Here is a 15,121-nt window from a genome sequence, read left to right as displayed (position 1 = left end):
AGAGTAAGAAATAAGAATGGTTGAAAGGCTATGTCAAAATCCATTGAGCTGAGGGTTGCAGAGGCACTTCAAAACGACGTGGGTAGAGGCATTGTAAGGATCGATTCGAAAGCTCGAGAGGAGCTTTCGGTTTCAACCGGGGATATTGTTGAGCTTAAGGGAAAGAGAAGCACGGCTGCAATAGTTTGGCAGGCGCATCCGCAAGATGAGGGTGCAGAGATAATACGCATGGATGGATATCTTCGCCAAAACAGCGGGGTTGCTTTAGGAGATAAAATAACTGTTAAAAAAGCTGATATAAAGGAGGCAAAAAAAGTAGTCCTCGCTCCAACTCAGCCAATCAAATATTCGCCTGGTTTTGACCAATTTGTAAAAAAGAGGCTTGTTGGGAGAGCTTTGAATAGGGGGGATATGATATTTGTTGGGGTTTTTGGAACATCTTTTCCATTAGTTGCAGCCATAGTGCAGCCAAGCGGCATATGCATGGTTTCTGATCGGACAGAGCTCCTTCTCAAAAGCGAACCTGTAAAGGTTGTTGGAGGCGGAGTAAGCGTCTCTTATGAAGACATTGGTGGCTTAAAGGATGAGATACAAAAAATCCGGGAAATGGTTGAACTTCCGTTAAGGCATCCGGAACTTTTTGAGAAGCTTGGCATAGAAGCTCCAAAAGGGGTGCTTATCCACGGGCCTCCTGGAACGGGAAAGACGCTTCTTGCAAAGGCTGTGGCTAACGAGTCTGAAGCCAATTTTATTCATATTGGAGGGCCGGAGCTAGTTTCAAAATTCGTAGGAGAAAGTGAGGAGAGGCTTAGGCAGATATTCAAAGATGCTGAGGACAACGCTCCTTCGATAATATTTATGGATGAAATAGATGCGATTGCGCCTAAGCGAGAAGAAGTTACTGGAGAAGTTGAGAGAAGGATGGTTTCTCAGCTTTTGAGTTTAATGGACGGACTGAAAGGCCGAGGACAGGTTATAGTAATTGGTGCCACTAACAGGATTAACTCGATTGACCCCGCACTGAGGCGACCGGGAAGATTTGACAGGGAAATAGAGATAGGCGTCCCGGATAGGAAGGGGAGAAAGGAGATTTTGCAGATTCACACAAGAAATATGCCGCTTGAAGGGAAGGACAATCGAGAAGGTGAGGGAAAGAAAGCAGAGAGTCATTCTCAAAATGCAGTCAATTTGGATGAGCTTGCAGCCATAACTCACGGTTATACGGGTGCTGATTTATCTTCTCTTACAAAGGAAGCTGCAATGAAAACCTTGAGAAGAATTTTGCCAAAAATAAACCTTGAAGAGGAGACGATACCCCCTGAAGTACTTGAGAACTTGAGGGTAACGCGAGAGGACTTTTTCAATGCACTTCGCGAGATCCAGCCTTCAGCTTTGCGGGAAGTGTTTATAGAAAAACCAAACGTGCGTTGGTCAGATGTTGGCGGACTTGAAAATGTAAAGAAAGAGATAAAAGAGGCAATAGAGCTTCCACTGAAAAACCCTGAGGTTTTCACGCGCCTTGGAATAAGACCAATAAAGGGAATTCTTCTTGTTGGGCTACCGGGCACAGGAAAAACGATGATTGCAAAGGCTGTAGCCACAGAAACGGAGGCAAACTTCATATCAATAAAAGGTCCCGAAGTGCTAAGCAAATGGGTTGGGGAAAGTGAAAGAATGGTAAGGGAGCTTTTTAGAAAAGCGCGCACAGCAGCTCCTTCCATCATATTTATAGATGAGATAGACGCAATTGCTCCGTGGAGAGGCGGAGATGAAGGAGGAGGGAAAAGGGTGCTTGAGGGGATAGTCAACACGCTTCTAACTGAGATGGACGGCCTTACAAACCTAAAAAACGTCGTTGTGCTGGCTGCTACAAACAGACCGGATATATTGGACCCTGCCCTTTTGCGAGCAGGTCGGTTTGATAGAATAATTGAAATTCCTGCCCCGGATGAGAAGACGCGACTTGAAATATTCAGAGTACACACAAGGAAGATGCCACTTGCAAAGGATGTTAACTTGGAAGAGCTTGCAAAAAAGACCGATGGATACACAGGAGCTGATATAGAGAACATCTGTAGAGAAGCAGGAATGGAAGCTCTTCGCGCAAATCAGGAAGCTGCAAGCGTCTCGATGAAGAATTTCTTAGACGCAATAAAATTGATTAGGCCTACAATAACAAAAGCGCATATCGACAGCATGAAGAAGTTCTCAAGACAGGACAGCATGTATAGATAACATAGATGATAATATAGATAGAGCCTCGGAGGTAAACTCAAAGATGAGATCTATAATCAGTGTTGAGGAGATAGTCAATATTGCGGTGTCTGTTCTTGCAATATCATTAGCGTTGACATTTCATGAAGGTGGAGGGCTTGGAATAAAGCCGCCAACATTTATCTTTTTTATGGGTGTCTTTACAATAACTGTTGGAACTGGATTTGTTTTGCATGAGCTTGCGCATAAGTTTGTAGCCATGAGATATGGGGCGTGGGCTGAGTTTAGGGCATGGCCAACCGGACTTGTCCTTATGCTTGTGATGGCAATTCTTCCGATAGGTTTTCTTTTTCTTGCTCCTGGTGCGGTTTGGATATATTCCCCCCATATAACACGAAGACAGAATGGGATAATTTCAGTTGCCGGACCAGTTACAAATATCATTCTTGCATTAATCTTTGTCGGCTTCTCGGTTATAGCCCCAAGCAACACGCTACAGCGAATTGCGATTCTTGGTGCATATGTAAATTCATTTCTTGCTTTCTTTAATATGATTCCGATATTTCCATTGGATGGAAGCAAAGTACTGGCTTGGGATTGGAAAGTATGGCTTCTTGTCATAGGAATATCAGCACTTATGGCATTTTAGGTGAAGATGTATGGCGCATCTCAGAGGGGCAGAAGCCATTTTAGTTGAAACTACATTTGAAGGAGTGAAGGCTTTACGAAAAGTGCGTGAAAAAAAAGAGTATAGGAATCCCACTCTTGATGTTAAGTTGAGAAGGACTCGGACAAAGAGGGAAGCAAAGATACTCAGAAGGGCTTTTGAAGCCGGAGTGCTTTGTCCTCAAGTTTTTGGTGAGGGGGAGTTCGAAATCATTTTCTCATTCATCCCAGGAAAGCTTGCAAGTGAAAAAAAGTTGAGCAGAGAGCAGTTAGAACGAATTGCAATTATCCTTGCAAAGTTGCATTCGCTAGACATAATTCATGGAGACTTCACTCCTGCAAATCTTATTGTTGGAGAAGATAACCAAATCTGGGTCATTGATTTTGGGCTTGGCTATTTTTCCAACAGGGTAGAGGATAAAGCAGTGGATGTTTTTACTATGAAACAGGCTCTTGACAAGAAAGAAGGGGAGGAGTTCGTTGAAAAATACGAGCAGGTTGGAAGCATGCAAGTAGTTGAGAGAATGAGAGAAGTAGAAAAAAGGGCAAGGTACCAGGAAAGGTGAAAAAGCGCCTGTAATATTTACCTGCCAGGGCGTGGATGCAACATAAAATGATGTTTTACAAGCCAAATTAGGTTTATAGGCTTATAGATTGCAAACTAAGAGTCCCTTGAACAAACGCCTTTGCGCCGCTGGCCTCTAGCTCTTGGCCTCTGGCTCTTGTTTTCTGGCCAGTTTTCTTGAAACTTTCATAAGGATTGTGTCAGGCTTAAGCTTGGCTGGTTGAGATAGAGAAACTAAGGCGCCAGACTTACGGCCTAAAAGGCTTCTGGGGTTAACCTCAGATTAAGCTTGGTTGGTTGAGATAGAGAAAATAAAGAAACTTAAGGCTTGTCTTATTATTGCGCTTATTCTTAATATTGCGCTTATAGTTCCCCAACACGCCTCTTTAATCTCCTTTTAAGGCGCTTTCTTCTTTTTTTTAGCCATTTCCAGCGCATTCTTCCTTTCTTCTTCCATTTTCGCGGACGTGAACCCAAAAAAATACACCTTGAGGTCAAGAGAGATGGATGATTTGGTTTGAAGGAGTATTTAAAACTACTGGCAAAATTTGTTTTTTATTTTTTTGAAATTTCCTTTATTGCACGCTTGAATTCGGTGACGTCTGAAAAATCACGATAGACGGAGGTGAATCTTATATAAGCTACTGGGTCAAGTCGCAAGAGTTTCTTTGAAACAAGCTCTCCAACTTCAGAGCTTTTTATTTCATTTTTTCCTTTTCGCCTGAGTGTTCGTTCGATGTCGACTACGAATTGCGATATTTTTTCCATCGGGATTGGGCGCTTCTCGCATGCTTTTAGGATCCCTATTCTAAGCTTGTTTGGGTCAAACTGCTCACGCCTTCCGTCTTTTTTTATTATATACAACTCCGGTGCCTCGGGCTTTTCGTAGGTAGTAAACCTTCTTTTACAGCGTAGGCATTCACGCCTTCTTCTTGTAGTCTGCATATTGTCCGTATCCCGCGAATCTATAACAGAAGTTTCCTCATAAGAGCAGAATGGACAGCGCAAAGGTATCACTGGAAGGTTTAAGAGTTGGAAAGAATAAAAAGGGTAAGGGGCAAATTTTTTTGCCTGCTGATTAGAAATTAGCGTGGTTTTGATGGCTCTTGTGCCTGTTGAACTCGGGAAGGAATATGAGGTAACAATAGATGCACAGGGTTCAAAGGGAGATGGAATTGCGCATGTTGAAGGCTTTGTCGTGTTTGTTGAAGGGGGGAAAAAGGGAGAAAAAGTAAGAGTAAGAATAAAAGCTCTGAGAAGAACATTTGCAATTGCAGAGAAGATTAGCGAGAAAAGATGAAGAGGCATGATAGCTGTGGATGTAGGATTAATGAAATCGAAGGACTGAGAAAAGCTAAGATGCATATTAGAGGGTTTTTTGGGAGAGAGGTTATATGTGCGGAATTGTTGGCTATGTTGGTAGTAGTAAAGCTTCTTTGGTAATTCTTGAAGCTCTAAAAAATGTTGAATATAGAGGATACGATTCAGCAGGGATAGCTGTTATGGGCTCAAAGATAAATATAATAAAGGACGTTGGAAAGCTGGAAGAAATAGAGAAAAAGCACGACTTTTCGCGCCTTGAAGGGACAATAGGGATAGGACACACAAGATGGGCGACCCACGGCGGGGTAAACGCCATGAATGCGCACCCTCACACCGATGAAAGAGGGGAGGTTTGTCTTGTTCATAATGGGATTATTGAAAATTTTCTGGAGTTAAAGGATGAACTCTTGAAGAGTGGATGCAAGATAAAATCTGAGACTGATACGGAGCTTGTTGCGCATCTTATAGCGCGTGGGCTTAGAGAAGGAAAAGGATTTAAAGATGCATTTCTCTCTGCTATAAGAAGGATTGAGGGTTCGTTTTCTTTTGTTGTTATGCATCAGGGAGAAAGGAAGCTTTATGGAGCACGCAGAAGCTCACCCCTTGTAGTTGGAGTTGGAAAAAACGAAATGTTTTTTGCATCAGATGTGCCGGCATTTCTTTCAAGAACACGTGATTTTGTATTTTTGGCCGAGGATGAATGGGCTGAAATCACTGACAGCACGTACGCAATTTATGGATTTGACGGAACGAGGATAAAGAGGAAGCCTGTGCACATTGAGTGGACGCCACAGATGGCGCAAAAAGATGGATATCCTCATTTCATGCTAAAGGAGATAGTAGAACAGCAAAACACCATACGAGCAGCTATTGCAGCAGATATAAGGGCTGCAGGCGAGATTCTGACTAAAAATGAAATCCGCCAATTGTTCTTGGTTGCTTGCGGAACTTCTTATCACGCTGCGCTTATTTTTAAGGGGCTATTAGCACGGCATGGTATAGGATGTGAAGCGATTATAGGCTCAGAATACGTTGCTGATTTCTTTGGAAAAAAAGACGTTGTCATTGCAATAAGCCAATCGGGAGAGACGGCGGATATGCTCCTTGCTGTCAGGGAAGCAAAAAGAAAAGGTGCGAAAATAATAGGAATCACAAATGTCGTTGGAAGTTCTCTTTCACGAGAAGCTGATGCCTGTGTTTATATTGGTGCTGGACCTGAGGTATCGGTTGTTGCAACAAAGAGTTTTACTTCGCAACTGGTTGTTTTGTATAGGTTGGCATGGTTGCTTATTAAGAATGAGGATTGTGCTGAACAGCTAAAAGACCTCTCTGCTGTTTTGGGCGCAATCCTTACAAAGGAAGGAGAGATAAAGAAACTTGCAAAGATGCTGTCGAAGATGAGGGATTTCTTTTTTATAGGAAGGGGACTATCTTATCCAATAGCTTTGGAAGGTGCGCTTAAGCTTAAAGAGATAACCTATCTTCATGCTGAAGGTTATCCGGCAGGAGAGCTAAAACACGGTCCGATGTCTCTCCTTGATAAAGGAGTTTGTGTAATAGCCATTGCTCCGGAGGATGACACAACACAAAAAATTCTATCAAATATACAAGAGTGTAGGGCAAGAAACGCAACCGTTGTGGGGTTTTCTGATTCCTCCAGGATTCTTTCCTCCTGCGATGTTTTTTTTAGAATGCCGACGCTAGAAAAGCCGTTGTTTTCACCAATAATTTATGCTGTTCCTCTCCAGATGCTGTCCTACTACATGGCGGTACTTCTTGGAAGAGACCCGGACAAGCCGAGAAACCTAGCAAAGTCTGTAACCGTAGAGTAAGGGGTAGATTTTTATATATCAACAAAGTATTCCCGCTGTAGCGTGTCACTTGGGGCTATAACCGAGAAGCCAAGAGTAAGGAGTAGGTTTTTATATATCAACAAAGTATTCTGCAGTATGCCAACTATAAAAAAGAGCTTCAGGTGTTCGTGTGGAGCTTACATAAGCCTAGACTTCTCATCTGATATGAACATAGACGAGTTGACTGCTTCCGGAACGTGTCGGTCGTGTGGGAATGTATTGCATATCAGCGTAGTTTCGATGCAAGGCGGCGAAAGGAAGGAGGTAGGAAGCGACTTTGAAAAAAGTAGTGAAGAGGAGAAAAAAGATGTATACGAGTCCGGGCAGGATTCCGGATATAAAATATCAAGTGACAGCATAAACCGAGCATTAGATGAGATGTTTGGATACTAGGGCCTTGTTTTACAAAAGAAACTTAGCTTAAAGATAAAGGCAAAATCGAAATTGGGTTGGAGTGCCAGAATGGAGAACAATTGTAGCGGTATGATGGAAAAATGGCGGAAAGAACACGAAGTGGAACGGCGAAAAAGAAGTGATTTTTAGGGGCAATTGTAGCGGCATGATGGAAAAATGGCGGAAAGAACACGAAGTGGAACGGCGAAAAAGAAGTGATGGGGGGAATAAAGAGAGGCCTCTAGACCGGTGCTTTTTTATTTTTGCTTTTTTATTCTTTCTTCTCTTTTTTTGTTTTCCTTCTGATAGGCGCCATTTACCAGTTTATTCAAATTAAGCAACAAAAGAGAATTCGACGGCTCCAGTGTATTTTTATTTTATAGTCTCAAATTCTAGCTTCTTGCTAACGTGTTAATGAGCGCTGTAAGTAATATTGCAAAAGGACCGGCGTATTTTTATTTTATAGTCCCATATTCTAGCTTCCCTGAAGCCTTCAAGATGCTTTGCCAAGTACTATTTTTTCTTGATAGTCTTATCCATCAGAATCTCCCAACATTCCTCTATTCTTCTTTTGTCGCGAGCTAGAAGTTTGTAATCGAGAATTTCGCCATTTCGTATCATCTCTGCAAATCTTGTAGCAGCTAATTTTTTGAGCTGATACTCATCCAGTCCCCTAAGAAGATTTGCGTTCTCCAGGCCCCAAACCCAAAACTTCAGGTCAATCAATTTTAAAGGCCGGTAGTGGAAGTGATATGGTGACATACTGTATGGGATGTTCTGCCATGACTCGTACTCAATTGAAGATAATATTGAGTTATAGCTTAGGTTGTCGTATATAATCTTATTTATTATTTCATACAGCGTTGGAGCATATGGCTTGTAGAATGGATAAAACGAGGTAGGCAAAATGCTAAATAGCGAGGACAAGAGAGCATGCTTATTTTTATACTCTTCAGAGTTGGAAGTGCTGGTAAGGTAAAGTGCGTATTTTGCATCAGATTCAAAGAATCTGTAGAGGGCTTCGGTTACATTGTCTGGGTGTAGGTGTACATCATTCTCAATTTCATTTAGCCTTTTTCGCATTATATTGACATCAAGGACTTCATCGGCTGACTTAATGCTTGGTTGATAAGTGATTGGCGAATAATACTCGCGTATCTTTGCTTCAAGCTCTTTTTCAAACTGAGGGAATGTGCTTCTATTGCTCTCAACTGCAGGCGCATTTTCAAGAAACCAAATAAAGGCTTTGGACTTTGCAATTAGCTTCTTCAACGGAATATCATCAAATAATTTGTATGGATGATAGGATAGATAATCTTTAATTTTCGACATTAAAAGTACCTTCAACGTGTCTTTTTTGTCTTCTTCTTCCTTCTCCTTCATCTTAATGTAATCCTCATACGCTGGTTTTATTGCTGATTCATTTGTTATTATCCAAAGCAGGTCCATTTGCGTCAAGCCTGTCAATTTTAAAAAAGGCTCTAATTCTGCTGGTGCCTTAACAAATTGAGGGATGTTAGTAAATTGATCATAAAAGAGAATCCCTCTTTTTATATAACTTGGTTGGTTGCGAGTATATGCCAATATGTACCATGACTCCTCTGGACTAAGGTAGATCCCCGTCAGCATGCCTGGCCAGATAACCGAATATGCATAGGGGAGTTTAAAACCATAGGGGGAGAGTATGCCAGTATTAGAAGGAGGTGTAGTTAAGTGTTCTTTGAGCTTTGCTTGAAGAGAATCACCCATCGCTGTAATGAATTCAAAACCAGTAACTGCCATTTTGAACGACTGTAAAAATTCAGCATAATCTTCTTTACTCATCGATTTTTCCTTTCTTATTTTCTTTCTTAATTCCATGGCCTTTTCAAGATACATCTTCAAAAGAGGCTCGGCCATGGATTCACCAAATGAGTGTGCCTTGGTTATGTCTTTATTTGATGATTTCTCTACCGATGTTTGATTTGTGGCTTGTTGGCTTTTTCCTGAATTTTGAGAAAAAGAAGGCGTAGACAACAGCAAACACGCAGGAGCAATTGCTGTTAAGAGGAGACTTTTAAACTTTCTTTTAAAATAGCTTTTGTTTGATTGAAGGTTGGGATTGAACTGGCTTTTTCCATGTTGGAGATTTTGGAATGCCACCATAGCTCTATATTATAAGGATAACGTATTTTAAATCTTTCTATAACAATTATCAATTAGAGCTTAAAGGCATTTGCTTATTTCCGCACTCCCATTTTTAGGCCGTAGCTTCATTTTGGCAACAGACTCTCGTAGTTCTCGTAGCTTTTAATGTAATTAGCATATTCTTCGGACTTACCTGTTTTTAAATATTCAATAGTCTTTTCCTTTAGTTCCTCTTCTGCTCCTTCTAAAGTTTCAGGGGGGTTTGGGTAATATATGTTGTAAGACAAAATCAGTTTCCTCAACTCCTCCTTAACTCCCTCATCTGCCACATTTATGTTAGACATAGCCATTTTGTCAAAACTTCCAAACGCATCTCTTATTGCCTCTTGGCTAATTCCAGACCTTTTTGAAAGTTCAATGCCCTCCCTGTAAAGCTCCTTGGCAAAAAGTATCTTACTTCTCATTTTTTTGTAATTATCCATCAACTCATAATCCCATTTGCCATCTTCTATTCCCTCCTTTAGATTTAAGAGTCCATTAAAAAAGAGCGAATAACTGCTTCCCAACTCCATCTCCTCCTCTTTTGTCATCCTTCGAGTTAGTAGTACTTTTGCCCATGCTACAGGCATTGTTCCTTCTATCGATGCAAGTATGTTCCTAAATATATCTCCTGTAGTTGGAGGGCTAGTAGAAAAGGACCGTAGGATTGCTTCATCAATAAAGCTAAGAAGAGTTAGTCTTGGGGGATGACCCAACAGTGATTCGGCTTTAATTATTTCCTCGCTTGTGTTAAGAATCCCAATATTTGCAGGCATTATCCCATTCTCAACCAATTTTATAGCGTTTTTTCCATCTATTGTGCATCTTCCATCTCTATAGCTTACATTGGCAATCTCAATTATATCGATTATTTGTTGATAGATAGAACAATAAAGTTCTGAGTTGCGCGTTGTTTTAACCACATCCTCAAGGCTCTTATTGTACTCCTCTTCACTACTAAACTCTCTATGTAGGAAACCAAGAAGTTCTCCTTTCTTTACCTCTAATATTTTAGCATAGTCGCCTGCCTTTTCAAAACCACTCTTAATAATATTATAAGTGTTCTTTGCTGAAGATATCTTTTCCTGCAGACTAGGCTGATTTTCAAGCCTAACAGTTCCCGCTAACCTTTCCAATCGCATTATTCTTTTCTCCAGCGCTTTCACTTGTTTTTCTGTTTCAAGCCGGCTTTTATATGCATTTAACAAGGATAAATAGACAGAAATCAGGTTTAAAGTCGATACGCGCTTTTCCGTCTTTTCTACTTTACTTGGTTTTTCTTCACTAATCTCTTTTGGCTTTGACAACTTACTTAAGTCAGCCATTATTTCTTTTGTACTGACATAATCCTGCTCCTTTAGCTTCCCCTCCCAGTCCTCAACTTTCATCATCTTTCCTAGTTTAAGGCGTGGGGCTTCCAGTTTTGATAGATTTATCTGTAGCTTTCCGTCCCGCTCCTCAGTTATAAGTTCCACAACTCTCTCTCCTATTGGCTCTCCAAAGCGTGCTATTATTAGCGAACATTGCGAAAAGTAATACTGGTCATATACGTCATTTGCAAGGTCAAGGCGGTCCAAATACCCTAATTTTCTTAGCGCTTTTGTGGTTGAGCCAAATACCCTATTTTCTTCCATCGATTTTTTTAGCTCATCTGAAGAAATTGCTCCAGTTGTATATTTTTCAAGCGTCATTTTAAGAGATTCTAAACCACTTCTGGTTGATGGAATCAGAGGCATCCTATCAAGGGTAGAAAATAATGATTGAAAATCATATATCCTCCGCGTGATTTTCTCTCCAGGAACCTCTGTTCTTATCGTTGCTTTTCCGAGGCTATCCCCCTTATGGTAATAAATAAAAAGAGAAGTTAGTAAACCACGCAATTCTTTTTGAAATGCCTCTGACTCCTTGCGTTTCCTGTATTTCTTAGCATCAACAAGATGCTTTAATGCGCTATTCAAGGCAAAAGACGCTTCAAGAGCTTTCCAATCGCCCTCATTCACCTTAAGATTAGCATAATCAGCAAGCAGAAGACTACCAAGCAAGACTTGTCTTCCTTCCGGCAAATACTCATCAATGCCCTCAACAGCTCTTAGCGTATCTTCATCTGCAAGATTTATGCCCATCCACTTTTTTATTTCCTTATGGTGTTGCCTTATAAACTCACTCCTTTCTCTAAGTATCGATATTGCCCTTATGAGGTAAGGAATAGTGTCTTCTTCTTTCTTTTCCTCTCTTACATTTTGTTGTTCTTCTTCACTTTTGATTTTCTTTTCAGTCACTTCAAGGCTTTGTTGGTCGCGCACCTTAACTAATTTAAGTACCTCCAAATACCTGTCCCCGACTACTTCGCGTGTCGCCTTTAAGAGGTCTTCCGTACTTTTCAAAATGCTATCGAAGTTAACATTATCTAGACTCTTATTTATCTCTTCTCTAATCTTTTTAGCTTCGTCATCAATTTTTTTAAGCGCTATTCCTACCTTCTCAAGGTTCTCTTTCTTATACCTGATTCCTTCGTCCTGATTTCCTATTGCTGTTAGAACGATATCTACCAAAGCAATTGCCGTCACCAGTATCGCATCCTCCTTACTCAAACCATCCTTTTCGAGTTCATTGATTACATCATCAACATCAAAAGACCTAGCAGGATCCGTCAGCATCTCCTTAGCTTTATTAAATGCACCTACCAAGCCCTTCTTTTCTAACTCGTTTTTTGCGTTTTCGGACTTTATCTCCATTATTTTTATATTCTCTTCACTTAGAAAAGCAATATTGGCTGCAAGCGTTATAGTTTCACGATCGATGACTCCTGTGCCCACCTCCGCAGCAAGATTGCTCAGCATAAATCCGATGCCGCTATCTTTTCCAGTCGTATTCATAGCAATCCAAGCACTTAGCTCAGGTTGAATTCTGCCCCATAATCTATCAAAAACAAGAGTTAGTGTCTCTTTTGCTGTCGGCGTTTTACTGGTAAATGCATCCTTAATGATATCTTTTGCCTTCTTCTTATCTCCTCTTAATAAATTAACTCCGGCTCTAAGAAGAGAGAAAGTAATCAACTGTCCTGAGCCTGAATAAGGCTTGCTCATCCATTCAGTGAATGGTCTTGATTGTCGCTGTTCGAGTTTAGAACCCCCTATCTTAGAGCCTCCATTTATTGTTTGTCCCTCCCCTTCGGGTTGAGAACCCCCTCCATCAGAGCCTCCACTTGTTTGTTGTCCCGGTGCGCGTTGAGAAACCCTACTAGCCTTCTCAGATATTTTAGAAATATCTCCAAACGAGCCAACCATCTTTTTCAATCCTTTAACAGCGTGGCCCTTCACGATTTCGGTTGCTCCGCTGACCTGAAGAGCAGCTCCGACAATCGCCTGAGTCTGGTCCAGTTTTGACCTCAATCTCATCTGATAGGCTCTTCCCCTTGAAAATCGTGTAGTAGTAATGTCCCAGAACCTAAGGGGGTCTTCCCCTCTCATAAACATAGCTCCTAAAAGAAGCGAGAGTAGGATTGAAACCATCATGCAAACCCCAAGATTAAATTCCTTTCTCGGAGGTTCATAACTCCATTTTGCATATGTAGAGGCAAGAGAATCAAGATTTCCAGCGCAAGAATCTGGCAAGTCACAGGAAGGAGGCGAACCTTGAGTCATCTGATTCCCTGAAGAGTCAAAACCGTATATAATTGCTATATCCGCATAATTTATCTCCTCTATAGGGTTTTTATTTCGGTCTGGAAGATAGAGGCATTTTGCAAGCCTTTTTGGCTCTGTAAAGCCATAGCAATAAACGAAAGTGTAGGTTGACGCCTTTGAGCTGTCAAAATTTATTCTTTCTCCAAGAGGAAGAGAAACAAATCCATAATAATCAGTTTCAACTCTCCAAATCAAATCGTCCTGCGTAATTCCGTCAGCGGAATTTATTTTGTTGTGGTAGATAAAGATTGTTGCCCTCACGCTGTCATTTGGAGAAAACCACTCATAAGAAACCCTTCCCTGCTGATCCCGTTTTTCAGTTACCACTTGCAGGCTTAACCTGCCGTTGTCCGTATCAAGAATCGGAATTATCTTTGTCGGAACGTCAGGCACAAAACATGGATCAGAACGATTTAATGAAAAGATTAGAGAAACAAGAAAAAGAGAGATAAAGAGAAGGTTTTTTATCTTCATACAATAATGGCTTTTAAATTTAGAAATAAAAAACCTACTGTCAGTGGACATAATAAATCTTCTAATCTTCTGGCACTCCAAGCCAATTTCGATTCTGCCTTTATCTTTAATCTAAGAGCAAGATATTTGAAGGCCCAAAAAGCATAACTCCATCCAAATCTCCATTATGCTCTCATCACCTGTTATAGAAAGATTTAAAATACGTTATCCTTATAATATAGAGCTATGGTGGCATTCCAAAATCTCCAACATGGAAAAAGCCAGTTCAATCCCAACCTTCAATCAAACAAAAGCTATTTTAAAAGAAAGTTTGAAAAAGTGCTCAGAAGCGCAGGAAAAACTGCGGTAGCTGGAATTGCTGCTTCTTTAATTATCTTTGGAAGTGTTGGCTGTTCAAAGAAGTATGCAGATGCTAAGGTAATCTCAAATCTTTTGGATGAAAGCAAAAAGGAGGGAATAAAGAAGATAGAGGATTATCTTCTAAAATTCTTAACCAGCCCGGATAGCCTTAAAAGAGAAATAGCCCGTCTTGAAGCAGAAGCAGATTCAATTGAAAAGGCAGGAAGCTATATAAAAGATGTAATGAAAAAGGACTGGCCCATAAGTTGGTATTTTGAAGAGATGAGTGATTTTTTTAGAAAAAAGGAACACTATGCGCTGTATTGTTTTGACCTTTATGATTTGGGGTGGGGTTACACTCTATATCAATCTGCAATAAGACGCAGGGACCCTGTCATTGACCTTGTACTTCAAAAGCTGGATGAAAGGATAGGATTCTGTTCAGATGTGGCTCGGACGAAGGAGTTCTACTCAGCTGAAGAAATTGAGAGGATTATGTTCCTTAAGATTGACTGGCCAAGTTGGAGAAGGGAAAGGGCTGCAATGTTGAAGGTCTGTCTCTGGGCTTGTGAAAACAGGCACAGAATCGAAAGCAAAGGCGAGAGGGACAAAGGCAAGAAGGACAAAGGCAAGAAGGCAATACCAGAGTGGTTTGAAAAAGAGCTTGAAGCAAAGATACACGAGTATTATTCGCCCATCACTTATCAACTAAGCATTAAGTCCCCTGAAGAGCTCCTTGATGTCAATATAATGCAAAAAAGGCTAAATGAAATAGAGAGTATGCCTACTGATTTTCATAAGATGGAGGCTTTGTATAGGTGGTATGATTATGAGGTCGTGTGGGCTTATCATCAGCTTGTAAAGAAGAGTAAGATAACAAAGAACAACAAGGATGTAGAACTCATCGATTGTCTTATTGAGTTTGACCCTAATATCAAAAACATATTTTTTGCAACTGGTGAAAGCATGAAAGAGGCTTATTTGTTGCGGCTTAAGTTTTGGGTTTGGGGCCTGGAAAACAAAAGTATGTTGATAGGCAAAACACCAGAGGAACTCAACCTGATGGCGCTTGTAATGGTTGATGAGCTTGTAAAGGCCGGTAGGTTGGACCCCTTCCACTTGAGGGAGACGGTGGAAGGCCTCAGAACACTAGATTTAATGAAGGAAATTATAAGAGAAGTTATAGACATGAAAAATAAAAAGGCGAAAAAGAAGTGATGGAGTTCTATCTGGTTGTGTGATTATTCGGTTGGTTTGTTGTTAAAGAGAGTGAAGAGACGAAAAAGAAGTGATTTTTAGGGGCAATTGTAGCGGTATGATGGAAAAATGGCGGAAAGAACACGAAGTGGAACGGCGAAAAAGAAGTGATGGGGGGAATAAAGAGAGGCCTCTAGACCGGTGCTTTTTTATTTTTGCTTTTTTATTCTTTCTTCTCTTTTTTT

10 protein-coding genes are annotated in these 15,121 nt (G+C 40.8%); 7 read left to right on the top strand and 3 right to left on the bottom strand.

The annotated features are described in order from the left end of the window. The first annotated feature begins 30 nt into the window (after positions 1–30). The 3 genes from QXF67_01605 to QXF67_01595 are packed head-to-tail and all read left to right on the top strand — an operon-like array spanning position 31 to position 3,446. Positions 31–2,235, top strand: a complete 2,205-nt coding sequence (locus QXF67_01605; GenBank protein MEM3060214.1) for a CDC48 family AAA ATPase — start codon at positions 31–33, stop codon at positions 2,233–2,235. Positions 2,236–2,278: 43 nt separating this feature from the next. Then, positions 2,279–2,863: a site-2 protease family protein gene (locus tag QXF67_01600; protein ID MEM3060213.1), complete on the top strand. Its 585-nt coding sequence runs from the start codon at positions 2,279–2,281 to the stop codon at positions 2,861–2,863. 10 nt (positions 2,864–2,873) lie between these two features. After that, positions 2,874–3,446, top strand: a complete 573-nt coding sequence (locus tag QXF67_01595) for a KEOPS complex kinase/ATPase Bud32 (GenBank protein ID MEM3060212.1) — start codon at positions 2,874–2,876, stop codon at positions 3,444–3,446. 554 nt (positions 3,447–4,000) lie between these two features. Here the strand turns inward: QXF67_01595 and nrdR are convergent. After that, positions 4,001–4,462 carry a transcriptional regulator NrdR gene (gene nrdR / locus QXF67_01590; protein ID MEM3060211.1) on the bottom strand — a complete coding sequence of 154 codons (462 nt, stop codon included), beginning with the start codon at positions 4,460–4,462 and terminating at the stop codon, positions 4,001–4,003. Between the two features lie 82 nt (positions 4,463–4,544). Between nrdR and QXF67_01585 the strand changes: the two genes are divergently transcribed. The 3 genes from QXF67_01585 (at position 4,545) to QXF67_01575 (ending at position 7,014) form a co-directional block, all read left to right on the top strand. After that, positions 4,545–4,745: a TRAM domain-containing protein gene (locus QXF67_01585; GenBank protein ID MEM3060210.1), complete on the top strand. Its 201-nt coding sequence runs from the start codon at positions 4,545–4,547 to the stop codon at positions 4,743–4,745. Between the two features lie 94 nt (positions 4,746–4,839). Next, positions 4,840–6,600 carry a glutamine--fructose-6-phosphate transaminase (isomerizing) gene (gene glmS, locus QXF67_01580; GenBank protein MEM3060209.1) on the top strand — a complete coding sequence of 587 codons (1,761 nt, stop codon included), beginning with the start codon at positions 4,840–4,842 and terminating at the stop codon, positions 6,598–6,600. Positions 6,601–6,717: 117 nt separating this feature from the next. After that, a complete protein-coding gene (locus QXF67_01575; GenBank protein MEM3060208.1) occupies positions 6,718–7,014 on the top strand; it encodes a hypothetical protein in 297 nt (98 codons plus the stop codon). 513 nt (positions 7,015–7,527) lie between these two features. Here the strand turns inward: QXF67_01575 and QXF67_01570 are convergent. Together QXF67_01570 and QXF67_01565 are read right to left on the bottom strand one after the other, a co-directional pair. Continuing rightward, positions 7,528–9,159, bottom strand: coding sequence for a hypothetical protein (locus tag QXF67_01570; protein ID MEM3060207.1), 1,632 nt, complete (start codon positions 9,157–9,159; stop codon positions 7,528–7,530). Positions 9,160–9,266: 107 nt separating this feature from the next. Further along, on the bottom strand, positions 9,267–13,340 hold the full coding sequence (locus QXF67_01565) for a hypothetical protein (protein MEM3060206.1): 4,074 nt from the start codon (positions 13,338–13,340) through the stop codon (positions 9,267–9,269). A gap of 225 nt (positions 13,341–13,565) precedes the next feature. On the opposite strand from QXF67_01565, the gene QXF67_01560 reads away from it, so the two are divergent. After that, positions 13,566–14,897 carry a hypothetical protein gene (locus tag QXF67_01560; protein ID MEM3060205.1) on the top strand — a complete coding sequence of 444 codons (1,332 nt, stop codon included), beginning with the start codon at positions 13,566–13,568 and terminating at the stop codon, positions 14,895–14,897. Positions 14,898–15,121: the final 224 nt, after the last annotated feature.

This window comes from Candidatus Anstonellales archaeon (genome assembly GCA_038869735.1).
Taxonomy (GTDB): domain Archaea; phylum Micrarchaeota; class Micrarchaeia; order Anstonellales; family CG1-02-47-40; genus JAWCQO01.
Note: the sequence above shows the minus strand (reverse complement) of the source record. Positions and strands in the feature narration are given on the sequence as shown.